Genomic DNA, 19,728 nt, shown 5'->3' with positions numbered 1-19,728 from the left:
CCCGACTTTTTTCCAACCGGTCACATTCGAATCCAAGCATTTCCTGGGGAGCTTCATGCAGAAAATTTCGCTGCTTTTCATTCTGGTTCTTGCGCTTGTCTTCAGTCCACTGACGGCTGCCGCGAAAGGCGACCGGGTCGCCCTGGTCATTGGCAATTCAAGCTATCACCATGCCACTCAACTGGAAAATCCGATCAATGACGCAAATCTGATTGCAAGCAAATTGACGGATCTCGGGTTTAGCGTCCATCTGATCAGGGATGCCACTTTCGAGTCCTTTACCGAGGGACTTAGAAAGTTCGAGGCAGAACTGCAATCGGCGTCGACGGGCATGTTTTACTACGCTGGCCATGGCATGCAGTTTCGCGAGGAGAATTACCTTCTGGCAACCGACGCCGAGATCATCGATCAGCAGGACGTGGTTACGAGCGGCAAGAACCTGAACGCGATCATCAGGATGATGGAAGCCCATGTCCCGCTCAGCCTGGTCTTCATCGATGCCTGCAGGAACAATCCCTTCGCCGATACTCTGCGAAAGAAACTTGCCGGCAGGGCCCGGGCGCTTGGCCTCAGCCGCGGTCTGGCCGCTCCGCAACGAACCGCGAATTCGCTGGTCGCGTTTGCCACGAAACCGAATGAGGTCGCACTCGACGGAGACAGCAGGAACTCCCCGTTCACCATCTCGCTCGCAAAACACATCGTGACCCCCAACCTTGAAGTCTCGACAATGCTGAAGCGGGTGACACGCGACGTCCTGGACCTCACCGGCAACAGGCAGCGACCGGAAGTGGTCGCCTCCATGACATCCGAGTTTTATTTCTTTCACAACAGTGCGCTTGTGGCCCCGGTGATCACCTATGACAATGATGTCGAACAGGAAGCCGCCGCCGCACTTGCCTTGAAGGGGGCTGTGGAGAAAAACACAATTGTCGGCTACCGCGCCATCATCGAGCATTTTCCCACGACGGTGGCATCCGATGTTGCAGACAAGCTGTTGAAGGATTTGCAGCAGCAGACGATCTCGGATCAGTCAGCCTCTTCCGATCAACGTTCCGAACTCTCGCTGTCGACGCAAACCCTGCTGGACCGCATCGACGAAGCCAGTAGAACGGGGGCGCCCATCGAGGTCACGAACACCTCCCCGGAATTGATCGAACAAAGTCTCGGTCTCGACATAGGCGGATATACGAAGATCCAGACCGCTTTGACCATGTTGGGGCATGACGCGGGGACACCGGACGGTGTTTTCGGCACCAAGTCCCGCTCGGCCCTGCGCGAATTCCAGATCGCCGCCAAGGTCGAGGACTCCGGATACGTAGACCAGGAATCACTGATTCAGCTGATCAAGGTTTTTGAGGAAACGCCAAAGGTCTATGACGGTGTCTGGGATTTGGAGGTGCATCGCTTCAATCCTCATCCGGAAGACCCTTACCAGGTAAACTCGAGAACCTTGCTTTCGTCGGCGCGGCTGCGGTTTCGGGAAGGCCAGTTCTATCTGCTGGACTGGAAAAACTACGCTGGCGCGTCCCGGAACGACGACAGGAATCCCTTCGCAAACTTCCGCGGATTTGTTTCCACCGGCAACAAACTCACGGTCAGGCTCGAAGCGGACTATCTGTATGGCAAGAAAAAGATTCGGACCGTCGAGATCAAAGGCTCCCTACCCGAATTTGTCGCCTATGGTTCGCGATTGAATTTCACGGGTCCGCGTCTGGAACGCAACGGGCCGAACGACGAAATGTGGGTCCGCCTGGAACTGAAGCGCCTGCCGGCGGAAACGCCCCGCTGAACCCGAGGGCAGCGGGGAGGCCGTTTCAAAAACGTCTGCGGCTATGACCGCGTTTCCAGTATCAGCTTCGGTTCTTTCTTGTCGCCGTCGATCAGGCTGCACTTGAAGCGTTTCTTCTTGGTCTGGCCGTTGAGCGTGGTCACCGGCACCGAGAGCGGCACATCCGATTCCTGCTTGGCGGATTCCAGCAGGGACGCATAATTGCTCGGATGCAGCAGCGATTCCGTGATCGGTTTGCTGTCGATGACTTCGGATGTCAGATGATAGGTCTTCATTGCGGCGCCATTGGCCGCGATGATCATGCGCGACTTCGTGTTGATCACGAGCATGGGCGCGCTGCACACCTCGAAGACCCGGGCGAAATCGACGTCGCCGCTGGGATGGCCCGCGGAGAACAGAACCCCGCCGACCATTCCGTCGATGCGGAAATACATGGCCTCGTAATTGAGTTCCACGCTTTCACCCGAGGCCAGCAGATACTTGCCCCGCCCGCTCGCGCTCGCGCGCCGCGTCAGTGCCGCCAGGGCCAGGGACACGATGGTGCGGCCGACGCGGTTCTGGATATGAGCGATGTTCCGTCCGAGAATCATGCGCGCGGACTCGACCTGGAAACACTTCAGGAAGCCTTCGCTCGCAAAACGCACGTAGCCGAAATTGTCGACCAGCAGCACCACACGCGTGGACGAAGCCACGAAGTGCTGCAGGATCGGCGCGAGACCGAGCACGACATTGCCAGGATTGTCGTCATTCTCGCCGATGGAGGGAAAACAGATGGCCAGGATGCGGCCATCCGGCAATTCGTAGCGATAGGCGACGATCGGGATCCCGGGGATGCGGTGATCCGGTCCTCCGCCGACATCGAATGGTCCCGCCTGACCCTCGCGGATCGCCCCTTGCACAAGGCGCAGGATCGTCTTGCGGTCCTCCGGCGACAGATGGCGCAAGGCTTCATTGGAAGGTGCTTCCTGCAGATCCTTCACTTCGCTGTTGAAGCTCTGCGACCCGACCTCATGCCACAGAATGGTCTTCTTGCTGATGTCGGCAATGAAGAACTGGAGTCCTGCCAGCGACAATGCCGGGATTTCACCAGGCTGTTGTGGTGTTTCCTCCGGCGTCACGGGTTCGCGCGGCGTTTCAGCCGTTGCACTCTGCGCTGCGTTGATTGTCATGCCGTGCCCGGTTTGTTGCTGTCTGGTTCCCTGGAGCGAGTATCCAGAGAAAAAGAAAACAAACACTGAAACAGCATTGTAAAATCGCGGCGGATTGCGCGATTTTTCAAATTATACGTATGTCACAACTGAATTCTGTACATATTTTACTGTTATTTTTACCAAAGTTTAATTTGCGCAGGTTTTCCCGGCAGATCCATCGAAGAATGCGCGACTGCACGGATGCCAACCGCACCAGACAGGAGCCCGCCTGTTGCGGGTGAAATTACAATATCGACCTGAAAACCGATGCGACCTGATCGGTCGTCGGTTTCGGCCCCTGCCCTGTGGCATACATCAGCGATATGCCGTCGATCAGCCCGGCGCAGGTCTCTATCGGAGCCTCCTTGCCGTCCTCGGAAATCAGCTTCAGGAAAAACGCGATCGGCCTGCGGGCAGCAGCGGTCAAGGTATCGCCGACACCAGCAAGATCCTCCCGGCGCGCGGCTGCCATGGTCAGTTCCATCCGGGCCAGAAACAGGTGCCGCGAGGCGTCGGTGTAATCGACCATTTGCTCGGCGACATAAGCGACGGCCGCATCCATCCCCTCCTTCGCCACCTTGTCGGCAAAACCGACTTGAAGGTCGTCACAGTCTTTTTCCAGAAGAACAGCCAGATGGTGCGCCGCCGCCGCCAGAAGCGCCGCTTTCTTCGGATAATAGTAGGAGGTCGATCCCTGCGGCAGGCCCGCGGCCATGTCGACGGCGCGATGGGTGACACCCTCAAGCCCCCGCTCCGCCAGAAGATCGATGACCCCGTCCAGAATGCTGTCTCTGCGGGCGGCTTTCTTGTTTGACATTTTACCTCTACAAACGTAGTAATTTTTTATACCACTGCATCATAACACGCTACAAAGGCCGTATTTCTTATGACACAGTCCATAACCCGATTGAACCCGCCGACGCTGCCCGACGCCAGCGCGATCGGTTATTCCCAGATTTCCGTCGTCGAAGCCGGTCGGCTCGCATTTGTCTCCGGGCAGGTCGCCTTGCGCCCCGGCGGAGACCCCGTCCCGTCCGGCCTGGCCGAACAGGCCGGGATTGTCGCTGCAAACGCGAAGGCCGCCCTCGAAGCGCTCGGCGCCACACCGCGGGACATTGCCATTGCCCGCTGTTTCGTGACCGACCTGACCCCGGAGAGGCTCGGCCTCGCCTTTTCTCCTGTCCTGGAAATGTTCGACGGCGCGCAACCGTCTGTCACCGGTGTCGGTGTCTCGGCTCTGGCAGACCCGGACTTCCAGATCGAGCTCGAACTGACCGTTCGTCTGCCGGATTGAAAGCCCGCGCAGTTCGCCGCCTGCTCCCGCACACAACAGTTTGTGCCGCCCCCCCGGCCAACTGCAAGTCCTTCGCGAATGCCGCAAAATGGACATGAAAACACACGGCGCCGGTCCAATTCGCGTCCGCGTGCCGGCGCAATTTCAACCGACATTGGGATCGTTCAAGCGGATGGAGGCCCCGATGGCACACGGCAAGACTGATACGCAGACGCACACCACGCGGCACGCAACCTTCCCACAAGCTTTGATGTTCATGCTCGCGGTCAGCATCTTGATGTTGATGTCCGCTTTCGAGCCACGTCTGGCGATGCCGCTGGCGGCCTTTGCGGTGATGGCGTCACTGACCTGGCTGCTGGGCCAGCGTCTGTTCCAGCAATTGACCGGCGCCACCGGCAGGCCGGACTGACGAACGGCGCCCCCGGCGGGATCCATCCGGTACCCAAACCGGCGTTCCCTGATGGAACGCTTCAACTTTCACCAGAACCACGCGACTGAATTTGACCATGTCCAGTGCCGACAACACCAATCTACCCAGGTCCGCCCCCCGGCGCAGCGATCTGCATGAAGCCCGCCCCCTGTTGCAGGCGATTTTTCTCGGCATCGTGCTGGCGACAGCCCTGGTCGGCGCCGCGGTTCTGACCGGCGCAAACGCGCCGGGCAATGCCAGGGAGCAGCCGGTTCCCGTCACCCGGACCCAGGCGCCTCATCCCTGATCCGGGAATGAGTCGAACCGCCCCTGCGGTTCGCGATCGGTCCCCTGCGGCCGCACCGGCGACAGCAGTTCCCCCGAAAGCCGATCCACCTCTGGCTATCCCTCAAGAACGCCGGGGCCCGACCCCATGCGAATTGCATGGATGCCGAACCCCGACTGCCCGGTCCGCCCCGGCAGGAACTTGTCTGCCCTGATTGTAGCCCAGTCCGAAGAACACGTGTGCGGCACCGCATTCATTCGTTCAAACCGTCCGGCGTTGATCCCGGTCAAGGACAGGAATGTCTCTGTCGGGCAAGTAAAGCAACGGGGACGGTCCTTCGCAAGGCCCTTTCGCAGGACGCCCGCCACAAGCCCCGGCAGTTAACCGAAAGCTCGTTCACCAACCCGGGATACCGGGGATAACTTGCAAACAGAACCGGGCGCATCGCAGAGGGAATTCGCACCATGACCATTGCCAACGGCCAAAAGTGGATCGATAAAGATAAGACAGGCTCGTCGGAGGCAACAATGGACATCGACCTCACACTTTCCGCGGACACGATCCGCCTGCTGGCGCAGAAGGCCCGGGCGGTTGCCTCCTCCATCGAGGACACCTTCGAGGACGGCCATGAAGGCGACGTTGAATTCGACGCCGACACGCTGGAGGAAGGTCACAATCACGACGGTCTTGCGGAAGAGGAAAACGACGACCTGTCCGACGAGGAACTGCGCGAACTGATCGAAGACCTCAATGTCGACGAAGCCTCTGAACTTGTCGCCATCACCTGGATCGGGCGCGGCGACTTCGACGCCGAGGATTTCGGCCAGGCGGTGGAACAGGCCCGTGAACGCGCGGTCGGGTCCACAGCGAAATATCTGCTTGGCATGCCACTTCTCCCCGATCATCTGGAAGCCGGGCTGGACGCGCTCGATCTTTGAAGGCAGGCGGTTTCTTGCGGGCTTTCAACAGCTTCGCCAAGGTCAAGCGAAGGCGCGAAACTTTGACGGTTCCTCCACAACTTGACGGTTTCCTTGGGAAAAGCTGTAAGGAATTGATTTACCATCTTTCCGCTGCCCGTCATTTGCCGCAGTCTTGCCGGGCTTTGGAGGCACGACCGATCCCGGTTGGCCATCCGCTGATCCAGGGAGTTAAGGGCAATGCTGCAGGACCCGGCGAACCAGGATGCCTATTCCGTCCATCGTCCGTCACCGTGGCCCTTCGTCGGCGCCATGGTTGCGGCTTCGGCGTTGATCACCACGCTGGTTGTCGCCTTCAGCAGCTAGAGGCGTTCCGGCCCGCGGCGGATCTTTCCCCGGCGTTTGGCCGGGCTTGATACGGAAAGTTTCCTGAATGCCCGCAACGCGTCTGGCCGTGCTTGATCTTGCCCGTGGCCTCGCCGTTGTCGCCATGGCGGCCTATCACCTGTCCTGGGACCTGTCCTGGTTCGGCTTTGTCGACTGGCCGGTCGCACAGGGTGGCCGCTGGCGCATCTTTGCCGCGTGTATCGCGGGCAGTTTCCTGTTTTTGTCAGGTGTCAGCCTGGATCTTGCGCACCACAAGGGCGTGCGCTGGCGCGCCTTCGGACGCCGCCTGGCGGTCATTGCGGCCGCCGCCGCCGCCGTCTCCGTGGCAACGTTCTTCACGTTCGGCGACACCTATGTCCGCTTCGGCATTCTGCACTGCATCGCTCTTTCCAGCGTGCTTGCCCTCCCCTTCACGCGCTGGCCGTTCCCGGTCACGATCGCGGCCGCAGCCATCGTTTCAACACTGCCCCTATGGGCGGCTTCAGACAGTTTTGACGGGCAGCTCTGGCTGTGGACGGGACTTGGCACCCCGGCATACGGCAGCGTCGACTATGTGCCGCTCGCGCCCTGGGCCGGCGTCACCCTGGCCGGTGTCGCCGTCTCGAGCCTGTTTCGCTCGGCGCGCATCTGGGACAGGCTGTCCGCGATCCGGGCAACGGGTCCCTCCGGCCGGTCCACCCGGTTCCTCGGCCGCCATTCGCTGTCGGTCTACCTGCTGCACCAGCCCGCCCTCTATGGCCTCGTCTGGGCAGCGACGCTACTGGCGGGCGATGTCGACCGGGCCGCCAATGCCTTTGTCCGCAATTGCTCCGTTGCCTGCCAGGACACGCTCGGCACCGCCGACCTCTGCACGAACGCCTGCAGTTGTACCGTTGCCGCTCTCAAGAGCGACGGCATCTGGACCGCGCTCAACGATGCCCCCGACACCCCGTCGCTGCGGGAGCGGATGAACACCCGGTACGCGCAATGCCTGGCCGATCCGGATGTGCTTCAAAAGCTAGATTAATCCGCGCACCCGGGCGAGTGCCCGGTCCCTGCGGCTGCGTGCGAACGGCAGGAAGAGGCCCGCGTCCCGGCCTCTCGCCACCTGCTCCAGTGCCCACAGCGCCGAAACCGCATCGCATCTGGCTTTCATGGCTTCGAGCCGGCCTGCGCCGGGCACCGGCCCCGTCGGCGCCTGGCGGTCCTTGTAGGCATCCAGAAACGCGCCTTCCTGAGCCTCGGAGAACCCGTGTTCCAGGATCGCATAGGCCAGGTCCCATGCCGGATCCGCCATCGCGGAATATTCCCAGTCGATCAGCCAGAGCCGGTCCCCCGTCCACAGGCAATTGCCAGGTGAAAGGTCGCCATGCACCGGCACCCGCCGGATGGTCCCGGCCTTGCCGGCCTCCCTGGCAAGATCCCGCATGGCCCGATCGAGGGGGGCGATCTCGGATGCGAGTTCCACCGCTGGATCCAGAAAATCGCGTTGTGCCCGGTAGACGTCTTCCGGTTCGAGAGCCCCTGCGAACGCCACGCCGGAGCCGTGAAGTCTGGCGAGCATGTCGCCAAGATGCCCCGGGACACCCTCCGGTGCACCCGCCACATCATCCACGGCAGCAGTCAGAAGTATGCCCGCGCCCGGATGGACAAAAAGCGGCGGCGGGGCGAGCCCGAGTTGCGCCGCCAGCGCGAGGTTCTGCTCCTCCGCCTGCCTGTCGACCAGCCCCGCGTTCTCAGGTCTGGGCAGGCGCAGGAAGAAGACACCGCGTGTGGCTTCCAGCCGGTAGACCCGATTGGTAAGCCCTTTCTGCGGCAGGACATTTTCAAGCACACCGCAGATCGCCGCCAACTCCGGGTGGGCGTTGAACGCCTCGAGAACATCCATGCTCATGGTGTCTGGTATTGCGGTGGGAGACTGTGGCACAAGCAGGAGAAATCACATGGTCCGAAGAAGGAGAACGCGCGCCATGACGGACGTTCCGGTTCCCCATATCATCATCACATATTGCCGCCAATGCAACTGGCTGCTGCGCTCAGCCTGGATGGCCCAGGAAATTCTCTCCACCTTCTCCGAGGAAACCGGCGCCGTCACACTCGTCCCGGGAACCGGCGGCACCTTCACCATCACTTGCGACGGCCAACCCGTCTGGGACCGCAAACAGGATGGCGGTTTCCCGGAAGCCAAGGTCCTGAAACAACGCCTGCGCGACTTGCTCTGGCCGGAGATGGATCTCGGACACTCCGACCGGCCTCAATCAGGCGGCTGACACCGTGGACAGGGAGACGATGACACCACCCTCCCCTTCCGTCATCAACCCTGTTGAGCGACGCGAGGGCTTAATCCTTGAGGAACGAACAACCCGGGATGAAGGTGCCGGAGACGGAACTCCAACCTCCCCGGCGTCCTTCCGGGCAAGTGCAGCGTTAGCTGCGCGCCGACCCGGAATCCAGCGCATCATTCGCGCCTAAGGCGCGGCCATTTCCTAAGTAATGGTAGATGGAAACTTGTGTTCGCGCACGCTCGCGCTGATGCGCTGGTTTCCGGATCTGCGTTCGAATTGTGTCTCACTTTTCCGGAATGACAGTCGTGAGGGAAGTACTCAGCCCCTCACGTCACTCAACAGGGGCGCTGATGGTTGAAAGTTCGCCTTCACGCAGCCGCGTCCAGCTTGTCGAACACCTCCTGCGCAGCGTTCAGCCCGTTGATGGCCGCCGGCAAGCCGCCGTAGACCGCCATCTGCCAGATCGCCTCGACGATTTCCGCACGGGCCGCGCCCGCAGCCAGCGTATGCTCGATGTTGACCTTCAGTTGCGGCCCGGTCTGTCCGCCCAGGACGGTCAGTGCCGCGATGGTGCACAACTGCCTTGTCTTCAGGTCCAGCCCGGGCCGGGCATAATGGCGGCCATAGGCCCATTCAATGAGGCTCTCTGCGAACTCCGGGAGCAGCGCGTCATAACGCTCCGATAGAATGGATTCGAGGTCGGGATTAAGGTCCTTTATCAGCGCGCGGCCGCGCTCCAGTGCTGCTGTCGTGGGAGCTGCTGTCATGGGGAATGCTGTCCTGATTTGGCGGCGCGCCGTGTTCGGTCCGGGCACAGCTTTCGAAGGCCGGATCGACGGGCTCACCCGCCTCCATCCTTCTGTAGAGATCAACCTTGTCGTCCAGGACGTGCAGCGTTTCGGTCAATCGTGCGATATCCGCGGTGACTTTCCTGCGATGGTCTTCCAGCATTCTCCGGCGTTCGGCCAGCGACGCGCCCCCCAAAGACCGCAGCTCCGCATAGCGCAGCCGGTCCCGGATACCCATTCCGGTCGCCTTCAGGCGATCCAGAAATTCGATCCAGCGCAGAATGGCCCGGTCATAGACCCGCCGCCCTCCGCTGTCCCTGAGCGGGCGCGGGATGAGACCTATCTTCTCGTAGTACCGCAATGTGTCGGTGGAAAGCCCCGACTTTTCCGCAAGATCGCCGATACGCATGTGTGTCTCCGAACAGGACGATTTCCCTGACTTACGGGTTGAAGTGCACTCCAGGTCAAGCAGTATTTTCCCGTCTCCCTGCAGCCCCTACTCGCGCCACCCTTTCGGAAAACTACCGCAAGACCCGGCCTCTGCGTCGATTTTGATTGATCAATCAATCAAAAAAACAGCATCATGGTCTTTTGCCAGCTCCGCCGATTTCCGAACCTGAGAAAGACCATTTGACCATGGACCGCAAGAACATCCTGATCCTGATGGTGGACCAGTTGAACGGAACCCTGTTTTCCGACGGTCCGGCAGAGTTTCTGCATGCACCCAACCTGAAGAAACTTGCCGAACGCTCCGTGCGTTTCCAGAACGCCTACACCGCCTCGCCGCTGTGCGCACCGGGCCGGGCCAGTTTCATGTCAGGGCAATTGCCGCGCCGCACCGGCGTCTATGACAATGCCGCCGAATTTGCCTCCGACATTCCCACATATGCCCATCACCTGCGCCGCGCCGGCTACACCACCTGCCTGTCCGGCAAGATGCATTTCGTCGGCCCGGACCAGATGCACGGTCTTGAAGAGCGCCTGACCACCGACATCTATCCGGCCGATTTCGGCTGGACGCCCGACTACCGCAAGCCGGGCGAGCGCATCGACTGGTGGTACCACAACATGGGCTCGGTCACCGGCGCGGGTGTCGCCGAGATTTCCAACCAGATGGAATATGACGACGACGTCGCCTTTCAGGCCGTGCGCAAGATCCATGATTACGGCCGCGGCAAAGTCGACCGGCCGTTCTGCCTGACGGTCAGTTTCACCCACCCGCACGACCCGTATGTGGCGCGCCGGAAATACTGGGATCTCTACGAGGATTGCGACCACCTGCTGCCGGACGTGCCGGCAATGGCCTATGAAGATCACGACCCGCACTCGAAGCGCATTTTCGATGCCAACGACTGGCGCAGTTTCGACATCACCAAGGACGACATCCGCAAGTCCCGCCGCGCCTATTTCGCCAATATCTCCTACCTCGACGACAAGATCGGCGAGATCCTGCATGCCCTCGAGGCCATGCACCTTGCGGATGACACCACGATCCTGTTCGTCTCCGATCACGGCGACATGCTCGGCGAACGCGGCCTGTGGTTCAAGATGAGCTTCTTCGAGGGGGCCTCACGCGTGCCGCTGATGATCGCCGACAGGGACCTCGCCCCCGGGAACATATCAACACCGGTCAGCACCCTCGACGTTCTGCCGACCGTCTGCGACCTCGGCGGCATCGACATGAGCGGCATCATGCCCTGGACAGACGGCACAAGCCTCGTCCCGCTGGCTCAGGGAGCACCCCGCACCGCCCCCGTGCTGATGGAATACGCCGCCGAGGCGTCCTACGCGCCGCTGGTCGGCATCCGCGAGGGCGACTGGAAATACATCCACTGCGAACTCGACCCGCCGCTTCTCTTCAACCTGGCCGACGATCCGAACGAACTGGTCAATCTCGCCGCCGACCCCGCCCACGCACAAACCGCCGTCCGCTTCGCGGAACTGGCCGGCCGCCAATGGGACCTGTCCGCCTACGACGCCGAGGTCCGCCAGTCCCAGGCCCGCCGCTGGATCGTCTACGAGGCCCTGCGCAACGGCGCCTATTTCCCCTGGGACTACCAACCCCTGCAAAAAGCCTCCGAACGCTACATGCGCAATCACATGGACCTGAACGAGGTGGAAGAGGGGCAGAGGTTTCCGAGGGGGGAGTGAGCGCAACGCCCCCTCATTCCAACGGCAGATCGCGATCCCGCACACCCGGCGCTCCGGTTTGAACGCCGCGCTTCCTGACACCCTCCTGTCAGGAGACCGGCAGGAAGTCCGCATTTCCGGAACAAAGCCGCAACCGCCCCCTTTTCTCACACGCGCAACCGGACCATATTGCGCAGATGAACAAGCGCCCCACCAGATCCGCCTCCGACGACACCACCGCCCCCGAAGGCCTCGGCGAAGCGCCGCAGAAGCCCCTGTCCGGAACACCGCTCGGTGGTTCGATTTCCGACTGGGCGGCGGAAATCGCCGAGGAAGCGGACCGGCAGGCACCTACAAAGACCGCAAGGTTGAAAGAGGTCCCGGCGCAAGGCGGAGGCAAGGCCAGCCGGACGCCGGCCGGCAAGGCCGCAAAGAAGGAAAAACCAACCAGGTCGGCCCGTGGCACCTCTATCGGCAAGGCGGACAATGCGCGCGAGCGGGCGGCCGGGGGTCTGAATCCGGTCGCCGGGCTCGACATGTCGCTGGAAGAGGCCGAAAGCCTCGAAAAACAACTCAAGCAGCACAAGAAGGACAACAAGAAAAAGAAGGAAAGCAAGTTCGGCGAGCTGACCGGCAACCAGGGCGCCACCGCGACCGTGGAGGCGCTGTCCGCGCTGATCGAAAGCGGCAATCCGCTGCACAAGAACGGCGAATTGTGGGTGCCGCACCGGCCGGAGCGTCCGCAGAAGTCGGAAGGCGGCGTGCCGATCGTGCTGAAATCGGCCTACGAGCCGCGCGGCGATCAGCCGACCGCCATCGCCGACCTGGTCGAGGGCATGACCAGCGACGAACAGACCCAGGTGCTGCTCGGCGTCACCGGCTCGGGCAAGACCTACACTATGGCCCAGGTGATCGACCGGACCCAGCGCCCCGCGCTGATCCTGGCCCCCAACAAGACCCTGGCCGCCCAGCTCTACGGCGAGTTCAAGTCGTTCTTTCCCGACAACGCGGTCGAGTATTTCGTCTCCTACTACGACTATTACCAGCCGGAAGCCTACGTGCCGCGCACGGACACCTATATCGAGAAGGAAAGCTCGATCAACGAGCAGATCGACCGGATGCGCCACTCGGCCACGCGCTCGCTGCTGGAGCGCGACGACGTCATCATCGTCGCCTCCGTGTCCTGTATCTACGGTATCGGCTCGGTGGAAACCTACACCGCCATGACCTTCGCCATCGAGGTCGGCGAGCGCATGGACCAGCGCCAGCTCATCACCGACCTGGTGGCCCTGCAGTACAAGCGCAACGACGCCGCCTTCCAGCGCGGTACCTTCCGCGTGCGCGGCGACACCATCGAGCTGTTTCCGGCCCACTACGAGGACCGCGCCTGGCGCATTTCCATGTTCGGCGACGAGATCGAGGCGATCACCGAATTCGACCCGCTCACGGGCCAGAAATCCGGTGAGCTGAAAAGCGTCAAGATCTACGCCAATTCGCACTATGTGACGCCCAAACCGACCCTGAACCAGGCTGCCAAGTCGATCAAGGCCGAGCTGAAAGGCCGGCTGGAGGAACTGAACGCCCACGGCCGCCTGCTGGAGGCGCAGCGGCTGGAACAGCGCACCATGTTCGATCTTGAAATGCTGGAGGCGACCGGCTCCTGCCAGGGCATCGAGAATTATTCGCGCTACCTCACCGGCCGCAAGCCGGGCGAGCCGCCCCCCACCCTGTTTGAATATCTGCCCGACAACGCCATCGTCTTCGCCGACGAGAGCCACGTCACCATTCCCCAGATCGGCGCCATGTACAGGGGCGATTTCCGCCGCAAGGCGACGCTGGCCGAATACGGCTTCCGCCTGCCGTCCTGCATGGACAACCGGCCGCTGCGCTTCGAGGAATGGAACGCCATGCGGCCACAATCGGTCGCGGTCTCCGCCACCCCCGGCTCCTGGGAACTCGACCAGTCCGGTGGCGTCTTCGCCGAACAGGTGATCCGGCCAACCGGCCTGATCGACCCGCCGGTGGAAATCCGTCCTGCCACCAGCCAGGTCGACGATCTTCTCGGCGAAGTCCGCGAGGTGGCCCAGAAGGGCTACCGCACCCTGGTGACCACCCTGACCAAGCGCATGTCCGAGGACCTGACCGAATACCTGCACGAGAATGGCGTGCGCGTGCGCTACATGCATTCCGACATCGACACGCTGGAACGCATCGAGATCCTGCGCGACCTGCGCCTCGGTGCCTTCGACGTACTGGTCGGCATCAACCTGCTGCGCGAGGGCCTCGACATTCCCGAATGCGCGCTGGTCGCCATTCTCGACGCGGACAAGGAAGGTTTCCTGCGCTCCGAGACCTCGCTGATCCAGACCATCGGCCGCGCCGCGCGCAACGTCGACGGCAAGGTCGTGCTCTATGCCGACCGCATGACCGGCTCCATGGAACGGGCGATTGCGGAAACCAACCGCCGCCGCGAAAAGCAGCTCGCCTACAACGAAGAGCACGGCATCACCCCGGAAAGCGTCAAGAGCAACATCGCCGACATTCTCGACAGCGTCTACGAGAAGGACCATGTCACCGTCGATGCCGGCTTCGCCGAGGAAGGCTCCCTCGTCGGCCACAACCTCACCGCCCATATCGCCGACCTGGAAAAGAAGATGCGCGACGCCGCCGCCGATCTCGACTTCGAGACCGCCGCCCGCCTGCGCGACGAAATCAAGCGCCTGCAGCAGACCGAACTGGCGGTGGCCGACGACGCCATGGCCCGCCAGTCCGCCGTCGACGACAAGACTGGCGGCTACCGCGGCGACCGCGCCTTCGGCGCCGGCGGCACCAAGGAGGGCGCTTCGGGCAAGAAGAAACAAACCGCCCGCGACAAGGCGCGGGCCGCAAAAGACAAGACCGCCCTGCCCGCCCCCAGCGCCAAGGTGCGCAAGAATTCCCTCGACGAGATGACCGTCGGCCGCACGGAAGTGCCATTGGGATCAGACGATCCGAAGCCGGTGGCGAGGGCAAAAATCGGCGCGGGGTCCTATGAGGATCCGGCGGAAGAAAAGCGGCAAAGAGGTCGGCCGAAGAAGAGTGGACGGCCGGGGCAGTGAAGCGGTCGCTCTGGAAACGACTGACTCCAGAGAGCATGTTGCCCGCCGGCGTTCTCATGCCGGTCGTGTGAGACCAATACGCTGAGGGCCGCGACCACTTTCAATCATTACCGCCGCAGGCTAACCTTCCCCGAATACCAGTTTTTTGGAAAAGTTCATGCACGCCATCCTGGCCATTCTGGGTGCCATAATTGGTGCCGTCGTCGGATATGTCGCGGCCTTTGTGGTCGCCTATCCGATCTTCGTCGCCATAGACGGCCCGGACAGGGACGGCGGCATCGCCATGGGCATCGCTGTAACCGTCGGGCCGCTGATGGCTGTCGTCACGGCGGTCCTTTTCCTCTTCCTGGTTCTGAACCTGGTCAAGCCGAAGGCCCGGCCTGGACGGTAGACAAAGGTTAAAGCGGACATGCCTTCGGCATGAAGAACCCGCTGGGTTCCGGGTCGGCGCGCAGCTTGCGCTGCGCTTGCCCGGAATGACGGCGGTTGGCGGCGTGTTTCAGCCTCTCCACCGTCATTCCGGGCAAGTGCAGTGGTGGTTGGATTTTCGCGCCACCCTCTCCACTCGTCATTCCGGACGGTCTGCAGCGTAAGCTGCATGGCCAGAGCCGGAAGCCAGCGGATCAGCGTGAGCGCAGCGAACTCCGCTTCACTCCAGCCCTGTCGCCGTCAGGTCCAGCCAGTCCGGATTGCTCGCCTCAATGAGATCGAGCTTCCACGCCCGCTTCCATGTCTTCAGCCGCTTCTCCCCCGCGATCGCGTCCTCGATGCGGGCGTGTTCCTCGGCGTAGACGAGGCGGGTGACGCCATGGGTCGTCGAGAAGCCGGAGATCACGCCGTTTTGATGTTCGAACATCCTCCGTGGCAGGTCCGTGGTCACACCGATATAGAGCGTGCCGTTTCTGCGTGTGGCGAGGATGTAGACATGGGCGGGCATGCCACGAGTATTTCGGGTGCGGCGGTGTTTTGCAATTTGGATCTGGTCATGCCTTCGGCATGAAAGATGTGCTGGGTTCCGGGTCGGCACGCAGCTTCGCTGCAGACCGCCCGGAATGACGGTGGTGGGAAATGTGTTTCAGCCTCTCCACCGTCATTCCGGGCAAGTGCAGCGAAGCTGTGCGCCGACCCGGAACCCAGCACATCAGCGTGAGCGTAAGCGAACTCCGTTTCCGGCGAGCTCCGCCTCAGATCCCCTTGAAAAGAACGCCGGCCGCAAGCACGGCCCAGGACGCGATCAGGAGGTAGGTCGTGGAGACGCCGACGGCGGGCACGGCGATGCCGGCGAGCGGCAGGACGGCAATGACGAACAGTGCCAGGGAAATCAGGAAAACGATAAAGGACGGGGGTGTCAGTCGCATGGCTGCCTCATGAAAAATCGATCGATTGAAGAAACTCGGGACGGGCCGGAAAGTCCGGCCGCCTGCGCCCATTCGGAGCGCCGCGGCCACATGAAATGGACCGGTAAGGATTGTCAATGACAGAAGTGCCCTGTGGTCCGCATTCCCGCGCCGCCGCTTTCTTTGGATCCCCGTCGCTCGGCCAAGGCCGAGGCAACTGCGGTCCGGTCGCTTCGCCGCCCGGCCCCCTGGACCGGCCCCCAGAGCGGCCCACCAACCGGTGACCCTCCCCTAAAGGAAGCCATTGACTTCCCGATCGCCGCCGCCAAAGGTGCCGTGAAGCATTCTGGACAGACAGGGACCGGTTTCGAAGGCCCTGAACCACGGACAGGCGATGGAGTTTACCGGTCATCGCACGGGGGAGATATCGATCATGCGTTTTATCTTGACGTTGCTCGTCAGCGCTCTGGCCTGCGGTCACGCGGCCGCGGAACTCGGCAAAACCGGCTTTGACGACTGGGCGGTGTCCTGCAACGCCAAGAATTACTGCATTGCCGAAACAGCGGGCGAGGCCTCCAACGGCGAGGCGTTCCGGCTGAAGGTCGAGCGTGGCGCCAAACCGGACAGCCAGGTGTATGTGACCTTCGATCCGGCAACGAAGCTGCAGACCGGTCTGCCGGCACGGATCGAGATAGAGAGCATCGAAGAGGAAAACTACGGCTATTTCGGCAAGGTGAGCAAGGTCTACAAGGGCAACGAGATGACCTTCGGCGGTGACGCGGACCGTGACCTGATGGAAAAGCTGCGCATGGGCGAGGCGGCGGCCATCCAGATCGAGTTCGGCGGCGCCACCGGCACGCTGACCTACCGGGTGTCGCTGACCGGGATCACCCACGCCCTTCTGAGAATTGACGAGGAACAGGGCCGCATCGGCCGTGTCGACGCCATTGTCGCCTGGGGCGGCTTGCCGGCGGAACAGGACACGCGCATCGCGGCTGCCCCACAAGGTGCAAGTCCTGCCAGACCGCGGCCCGCAGCCCCGGAAGCTCCTCAGGAAGCTCCTCAGGCAGCTCCTCCTGCGAACGACCTGCCGCCGCCAATCATGCCCTCGCAGGACTTGAACAACAGCGGCATCGACCGCGGCGCGCTCGGCCAGGTCTATGCGGTGAGCGAGATCCCGGACTCCATCCAGATGATGGGTTACCGCACGCTCGATTGCCAGCTTGAGGAGACCGTGCCCGCGTTCGGAGCGAAATATTTCGCCGAAGGCGACGTTGAGACCTGGATCGTGCCCTGCCAGATGGCCGACGCCAATGTGCCTTACTACATGGCCATCCACATCCCGTTCGATCCCTCGCTCGACGAATGGAAGGAATTCGAGACCCCGCCGGGCTTCAACCAGCCCAACCACGCGCTGGTCAACAATCTTTTCTATGATCCGGACACGGGCAACGTCACCGGCACCACCTATTATTCGCCCAATTACGACTGCGGCGCCTTCGAACGCCACGAGGTCGAGGCCGAAAGCGGCAATTACACTCTGGTCGAATATCTGGAAAAATCCGGCTGCGACGGCGTCACCGGACCGCCCGAAGGCTGGCCGCTCAACTGGACCATCGACGAAATGGGCGGCTGAGATCGACTGTTCCTGGTGAGCGGCCCTTCCGGTTGTCAGTCGCCGAACAGACCGTGAAAGGTCGCGCATTGCACCACCATGACGCCGTTCATGGTTTGGGCATTCATGTCGATGACGATCTCCGCATAGGCGGACGCCGATCCCACGATATACTCCAGCTCGGTCCTGCAATCATCGAGGCCGCCGTCGGATTCGATCAGGATTTCACCCGCGCCGCCCCCGCCCGGGGCGACCTTCAACGTCAACCCGGCCGGATTCTCGTCAACGTGCTCGAGCATCGTGATGGCAAGAATGTCCTTGCCGGCGATCCGGTAGGTTACGAATTGCTGGTAGGCCGAGGCGGGCACGGCAAGGGCAAGACAGATCAAGGCGACGGGAATGAAAGAACGCATGCGGAGCTCCGGAGGGCTGGGGTCGAAATGGCGCACGGGCGGTATGGAATGCACAGGCAAGGGCAGGTCATCGCCGTTAACCATAGGCGCAATTCCGTTAAAATACCGGGGATATCTGTCTTTTGAAGGTAACACTTAACAATGTATTCTCGACAAGAATCCCGCTGAGTCGTTGAAACCCACCCGTCTTATGGGTTAAAAAAGAATGAACGTATTGCGTATCTCTCACCGGCGGCTCCGGTGAGGAAGTCAGGAGACAGGAATGGGCATTTTCTCGAAAACCTCGCGCCCCGGCGACAGTCAGGAGCAGCAGGTCGAGACCGGCACGGATGACACCGACATCCAGGCCGCCATTGAGACATCCGGTCAGAGCAATGTCGAGCATCTGTCTCCGTTCGCCCTGAGAATGCAGGAAAAGATGAACCAGCTCGACGGTCTGAAGACCCGTGTCGGCGGGCTCAATCAGACCTTCGAGCAGATGGAAGCCTTCGCGGCGGAAAGCCAGACCTCGATCCGCATGATGGCGGAATTCCTGGAAGCATCCCGCACGAGCGTCGAGACCGAGGTCCGGCTGAAGTCGGAAAACGCCAAGATCTCCACCGACCTGCTCGATGCCCATCACAAGGTGAAGACGCTCACCACCCAGCTGGAAGACGCCCAGGCGGAAGTCCATTCCCTGCGCAAGCGCGCCACCGAGACCCGGACCGCACTGGAGACGGCGCGCAACGACATCGTCTCGATCCGCGACAACAACAAGAAGGTCAACGAGGAATACCGCCTCCAGAGCGCCAAGCTGGTCGAAGCCAATTCCCAGGTCTCCGACTTGTCCGGTCAGCTCAACGACCTCAAGGCCAAGTTCGAGACTCTCGAGAAACATGCCGAGGGCCTCGGTTCCGATCTTGAAGCCGTCCGGCACCGGGAAAAGGAACTGCAGCAGAACCTGTCCGAAAGCGCCAAGCTGCTGGAAGACGAAGTCCGCAAGAACAACCAGGCCTCCAGTGATCTGGAATCGGCCAAGCGCGAACTCGGCGAGTTCCGCAACGACAACATCGATCTCAAGTCGCATCTGGACGTCACCAACCAGGAACTGGCCTATGCCAAGTCCCGGCTGGAGGAAGAACAGCGCAAGCACGACAACGAGGTCTATGCGCTCAATGCTGAAATCGAGAACCTCTCCTCACAGCGCCGCATCGGCGCCCAGTCATTGCAGGAGATGGCGCGCGAGAATTCCACTCTCAAGGAGCGCAACCGGGACCTTATCAAGCGCATGCAGGAAATCGAACACCTGCTCGACAGCGCCCAGAAGAACCACGAGAAGGACCGCAACGAGCTGATGGCGACAACCGCCAAGCTGCGTGAACTGAACCTGCGTTACAACTCCGCCCTGACGGACCTGAACCACCAGCGCAATCAGAACCAGAAGTTCGCCGACAACCTGGAAGACCTCATCGAGGAAAACAAGCGCCTGCAGCGCTACAAGATCCAGGTCGATACCGCCAACGAGCAGATCGTTCAGCTCAAGTCGGTCATCACCAACTACCAGATGGCCATGGAAGGCAAGGGTCCGGCGGAAGAGCTCGGCATCACCCTGGGCGTCGATCCTGCCGTGGAACTCGGTATCACCGAGCCGCTGCCGAGAGAATTCGAGCCGATGAACATCGATGCCGACGGCGACGATGGCCCCGATGACGACGCACCGGGCGGCGGCGACGACAAGATCGTCAAACTGCGCGACTAGATCGGCCGAAAGGCATTGACGGACATGACTGTCGAGACAAGGCCCCGGACGCATCGTCCGGGGCCTTGGTGCA

The 19,728-nt window shown here is 61.7% G+C and carries 21 protein-coding genes; 13 read left to right on the top strand and 8 right to left on the bottom strand.

What is annotated here, in order from left to right; genetic code table 11:
- Positions 1-55 precede the first annotated feature (55 nt).
- Positions 56-1,789: a caspase family protein gene (locus AC0VX3_RS09175; protein ID WP_475524449.1), complete on the top strand. Its 1,734-nt coding sequence runs from the start codon at positions 56-58 to the stop codon at positions 1,787-1,789.
- Between the two features lie 41 nt (positions 1,790-1,830).
- Here AC0VX3_RS09175 and AC0VX3_RS09170 read toward each other — a convergent pair whose 3' ends face one another.
- Together AC0VX3_RS09170 and AC0VX3_RS09165 are read right to left on the bottom strand one after the other, a co-directional pair.
- Positions 1,831-2,958 (bottom strand): hypothetical protein, encoded by a 1,128-nt coding sequence (locus AC0VX3_RS09170; RefSeq protein ID WP_342895347.1) that lies wholly within the window; start codon positions 2,956-2,958, stop codon positions 1,831-1,833.
- Positions 2,959-3,223: 265 nt separating this feature from the next.
- On the bottom strand, positions 3,224-3,796 hold the full coding sequence (locus AC0VX3_RS09165) for a TetR/AcrR family transcriptional regulator (protein ID WP_342895348.1): 573 nt from the start codon (positions 3,794-3,796) through the stop codon (positions 3,224-3,226).
- Positions 3,797-3,865: 69 nt separating this feature from the next.
- Between AC0VX3_RS09165 and AC0VX3_RS09160 the strand changes: the two genes are divergently transcribed.
- The 6 genes from AC0VX3_RS09160 (at position 3,866) to AC0VX3_RS09135 (ending at position 7,278) form a co-directional block, all read left to right on the top strand.
- Positions 3,866-4,273, top strand: coding sequence for a RidA family protein (locus AC0VX3_RS09160; RefSeq protein WP_475524448.1), 408 nt, complete (start codon positions 3,866-3,868; stop codon positions 4,271-4,273).
- A gap of 88 nt (positions 4,274-4,361) precedes the next feature.
- The gene (locus tag AC0VX3_RS09155) at positions 4,362-4,682 is read left to right on the top strand and encodes a hypothetical protein (protein ID WP_475524447.1); all 321 of its coding nucleotides are present in this window, start codon (positions 4,362-4,364) and stop codon (positions 4,680-4,682) included.
- Between the two features lie 97 nt (positions 4,683-4,779).
- Positions 4,780-4,989, top strand: a complete 210-nt coding sequence (locus AC0VX3_RS09150) for a hypothetical protein (protein ID WP_475524446.1) — start codon at positions 4,780-4,782, stop codon at positions 4,987-4,989.
- 506 nt (positions 4,990-5,495) lie between these two features.
- A complete protein-coding gene (locus AC0VX3_RS09145) occupies positions 5,496-5,906 on the top strand; it encodes a DUF3775 domain-containing protein (protein WP_342895352.1) in 411 nt (136 codons plus the stop codon).
- A gap of 219 nt (positions 5,907-6,125) precedes the next feature.
- Positions 6,126-6,251 carry a hypothetical protein gene (locus AC0VX3_RS09140; RefSeq protein WP_342895353.1) on the top strand — a complete coding sequence of 42 codons (126 nt, stop codon included), beginning with the start codon at positions 6,126-6,128 and terminating at the stop codon, positions 6,249-6,251.
- Between the two features lie 67 nt (positions 6,252-6,318).
- Positions 6,319-7,278 (top strand): heparan-alpha-glucosaminide N-acetyltransferase, encoded by a 960-nt coding sequence (locus AC0VX3_RS09135; RefSeq protein ID WP_475524445.1) that lies wholly within the window; start codon positions 6,319-6,321, stop codon positions 7,276-7,278.
- Here AC0VX3_RS09135 and AC0VX3_RS09130 read toward each other — a convergent pair.
- Positions 7,270-8,145 (bottom strand): phosphotransferase, encoded by an 876-nt coding sequence (locus AC0VX3_RS09130; protein ID WP_475524444.1) that lies wholly within the window; start codon positions 8,143-8,145, stop codon positions 7,270-7,272. The two genes, AC0VX3_RS09135 and AC0VX3_RS09130, sit on opposite strands and share 9 nt — an antisense overlap.
- Before the next feature lie 76 nt (positions 8,146-8,221).
- Between AC0VX3_RS09130 and AC0VX3_RS09125 the strand changes: the two genes are divergently transcribed.
- Positions 8,222-8,521, top strand: a complete 300-nt coding sequence (locus tag AC0VX3_RS09125) for an Rdx family protein (protein ID WP_475524443.1) — start codon at positions 8,222-8,224, stop codon at positions 8,519-8,521.
- Between the two features lie 383 nt (positions 8,522-8,904).
- On the opposite strand, the gene AC0VX3_RS09120 is transcribed toward AC0VX3_RS09125, so the two are convergent.
- Both AC0VX3_RS09120 and AC0VX3_RS09115 read right to left on the bottom strand, forming a co-directional pair.
- The gene (locus AC0VX3_RS09120; protein WP_475524442.1) at positions 8,905-9,303 is read right to left on the bottom strand and encodes a carboxymuconolactone decarboxylase family protein; all 399 of its coding nucleotides are present in this window, start codon (positions 9,301-9,303) and stop codon (positions 8,905-8,907) included.
- Entirely contained in the window at positions 9,242-9,733 is a 492-nt protein-coding gene (locus tag AC0VX3_RS09115) for a MerR family transcriptional regulator (protein WP_475524441.1), read from the bottom strand. Before AC0VX3_RS09115 ends, AC0VX3_RS09120 begins: the two co-directional genes overlap by 62 nt.
- Positions 9,734-9,960: 227 nt before the next feature.
- On the opposite strand from AC0VX3_RS09115, the gene betC reads away from it, so the two are divergent.
- The 3 genes from betC to AC0VX3_RS09100 all read left to right on the top strand — a co-directional run bounded on the left by betC (position 9,961) and on the right by AC0VX3_RS09100 (position 14,943).
- Entirely contained in the window at positions 9,961-11,475 is a 1,515-nt protein-coding gene (betC, locus tag AC0VX3_RS09110; RefSeq protein WP_475524440.1) for a choline-sulfatase, read from the top strand.
- 176 nt (positions 11,476-11,651) lie between these two features.
- A complete protein-coding gene (gene uvrB / locus AC0VX3_RS09105; protein WP_475524439.1) occupies positions 11,652-14,552 on the top strand; it encodes an excinuclease ABC subunit UvrB in 2,901 nt (966 codons plus the stop codon).
- Positions 14,553-14,709: 157 nt separating this feature from the next.
- Complete coding sequence (locus AC0VX3_RS09100) at positions 14,710-14,943, top strand: hypothetical protein (protein ID WP_475524438.1); 234 nt, start codon at positions 14,710-14,712, stop codon at positions 14,941-14,943.
- 258 nt (positions 14,944-15,201) lie between these two features.
- Here the strand turns inward: AC0VX3_RS09100 and AC0VX3_RS09095 are convergent, their stop codons facing one another.
- Both AC0VX3_RS09095 and AC0VX3_RS09090 read right to left on the bottom strand, forming a co-directional pair.
- A complete protein-coding gene (locus tag AC0VX3_RS09095) occupies positions 15,202-15,489 on the bottom strand; it encodes a GIY-YIG nuclease family protein (RefSeq protein ID WP_475524437.1) in 288 nt (95 codons plus the stop codon).
- Positions 15,490-15,736: 247 nt separating this feature from the next.
- Entirely contained in the window at positions 15,737-15,910 is a 174-nt protein-coding gene (locus AC0VX3_RS09090) for a hypothetical protein (protein ID WP_475524436.1), read from the bottom strand.
- Positions 15,911-16,322: 412 nt separating this feature from the next.
- Here AC0VX3_RS09090 and AC0VX3_RS09085 point away from each other — a divergent pair, with 412 nt between their 5' ends.
- Positions 16,323-17,525 (top strand): DUF1176 domain-containing protein, encoded by a 1,203-nt coding sequence (locus AC0VX3_RS09085; protein WP_475524435.1) that lies wholly within the window; start codon positions 16,323-16,325, stop codon positions 17,523-17,525.
- 35 nt (positions 17,526-17,560) lie between these two features.
- Here AC0VX3_RS09085 and AC0VX3_RS09080 read toward each other — a convergent pair whose 3' ends face one another.
- A complete protein-coding gene (locus AC0VX3_RS09080; protein WP_475524434.1) occupies positions 17,561-17,917 on the bottom strand; it encodes a hypothetical protein in 357 nt (118 codons plus the stop codon).
- Between the two features lie 262 nt (positions 17,918-18,179).
- On the opposite strand from AC0VX3_RS09080, the gene AC0VX3_RS09075 reads away from it, so the two are divergent.
- Positions 18,180-19,655 carry a coiled-coil domain-containing protein gene (locus AC0VX3_RS09075; protein ID WP_342895366.1) on the top strand — a complete coding sequence of 492 codons (1,476 nt, stop codon included), beginning with the start codon at positions 18,180-18,182 and terminating at the stop codon, positions 19,653-19,655.
- The last annotated feature ends 73 nt before the right edge of the window (positions 19,656-19,728 follow it).

This window comes from Roseibium sp. QJM3NY_11, assembly GCF_056173175.1.
The sequence above is the reverse complement of the archived record's forward strand: the minus strand, read 5'-3'. Positions and strand labels throughout refer to the sequence as shown.

Coding starts and splice junctions, on each gene's coding strand:
- uvrB (WP_475524439.1), top strand. CDS start 11,652: ATGAACAAGCGCCCCACCAGATCCGCCTCCGACGACACCACCGCCCCC.
- AC0VX3_RS09145 (WP_342895352.1), top strand. CDS start 5,496: ATGGACATCGACCTCACACTTTCCGCGGACACGATCCGCCTGCTGGCG.
- AC0VX3_RS09125 (WP_475524443.1), top strand. CDS start 8,222: ATGACGGACGTTCCGGTTCCCCATATCATCATCACATATTGCCGCCAA.
- AC0VX3_RS09150 (WP_475524446.1), top strand. CDS start 4,780: ATGTCCAGTGCCGACAACACCAATCTACCCAGGTCCGCCCCCCGGCGC.
- AC0VX3_RS09075 (WP_342895366.1), top strand. CDS start 18,180: ATGGGCATTTTCTCGAAAACCTCGCGCCCCGGCGACAGTCAGGAGCAG.
- AC0VX3_RS09095 (WP_475524437.1), bottom strand. CDS start 15,489: ATGCCCGCCCATGTCTACATCCTCGCCACACGCAGAAACGGCACGCTC.
- AC0VX3_RS09135 (WP_475524445.1), top strand. CDS start 6,319: ATGCCCGCAACGCGTCTGGCCGTGCTTGATCTTGCCCGTGGCCTCGCC.
- AC0VX3_RS09120 (WP_475524442.1), bottom strand. CDS start 9,303: ATGACAGCAGCTCCCACGACAGCAGCACTGGAGCGCGGCCGCGCGCTG.
- AC0VX3_RS09080 (WP_475524434.1), bottom strand. CDS start 17,917: ATGCGTTCTTTCATTCCCGTCGCCTTGATCTGTCTTGCCCTTGCCGTG.
- betC (WP_475524440.1), top strand. CDS start 9,961: ATGGACCGCAAGAACATCCTGATCCTGATGGTGGACCAGTTGAACGGA.
- AC0VX3_RS09130 (WP_475524444.1), bottom strand. CDS start 8,145: ATGAGCATGGATGTTCTCGAGGCGTTCAACGCCCACCCGGAGTTGGCG.
- AC0VX3_RS09090 (WP_475524436.1), bottom strand. CDS start 15,910: ATGCGACTGACACCCCCGTCCTTTATCGTTTTCCTGATTTCCCTGGCA.
- AC0VX3_RS09140 (WP_342895353.1), top strand. CDS start 6,126: ATGCTGCAGGACCCGGCGAACCAGGATGCCTATTCCGTCCATCGTCCG.
- AC0VX3_RS09115 (WP_475524441.1), bottom strand. CDS start 9,733: ATGCGTATCGGCGATCTTGCGGAAAAGTCGGGGCTTTCCACCGACACA.
- AC0VX3_RS09175 (WP_475524449.1), top strand. CDS start 56: ATGCAGAAAATTTCGCTGCTTTTCATTCTGGTTCTTGCGCTTGTCTTC.
- AC0VX3_RS09160 (WP_475524448.1), top strand. CDS start 3,866: ATGACACAGTCCATAACCCGATTGAACCCGCCGACGCTGCCCGACGCC.
- AC0VX3_RS09165 (WP_342895348.1), bottom strand. CDS start 3,796: ATGTCAAACAAGAAAGCCGCCCGCAGAGACAGCATTCTGGACGGGGTC.
- AC0VX3_RS09170 (WP_342895347.1), bottom strand. CDS start 2,958: ATGACAATCAACGCAGCGCAGAGTGCAACGGCTGAAACGCCGCGCGAA.
- AC0VX3_RS09085 (WP_475524435.1), top strand. CDS start 16,323: ATGCGTTTTATCTTGACGTTGCTCGTCAGCGCTCTGGCCTGCGGTCAC.
- AC0VX3_RS09100 (WP_475524438.1), top strand. CDS start 14,710: ATGCACGCCATCCTGGCCATTCTGGGTGCCATAATTGGTGCCGTCGTC.
- AC0VX3_RS09155 (WP_475524447.1), top strand. CDS start 4,362: ATGGACATGAAAACACACGGCGCCGGTCCAATTCGCGTCCGCGTGCCG.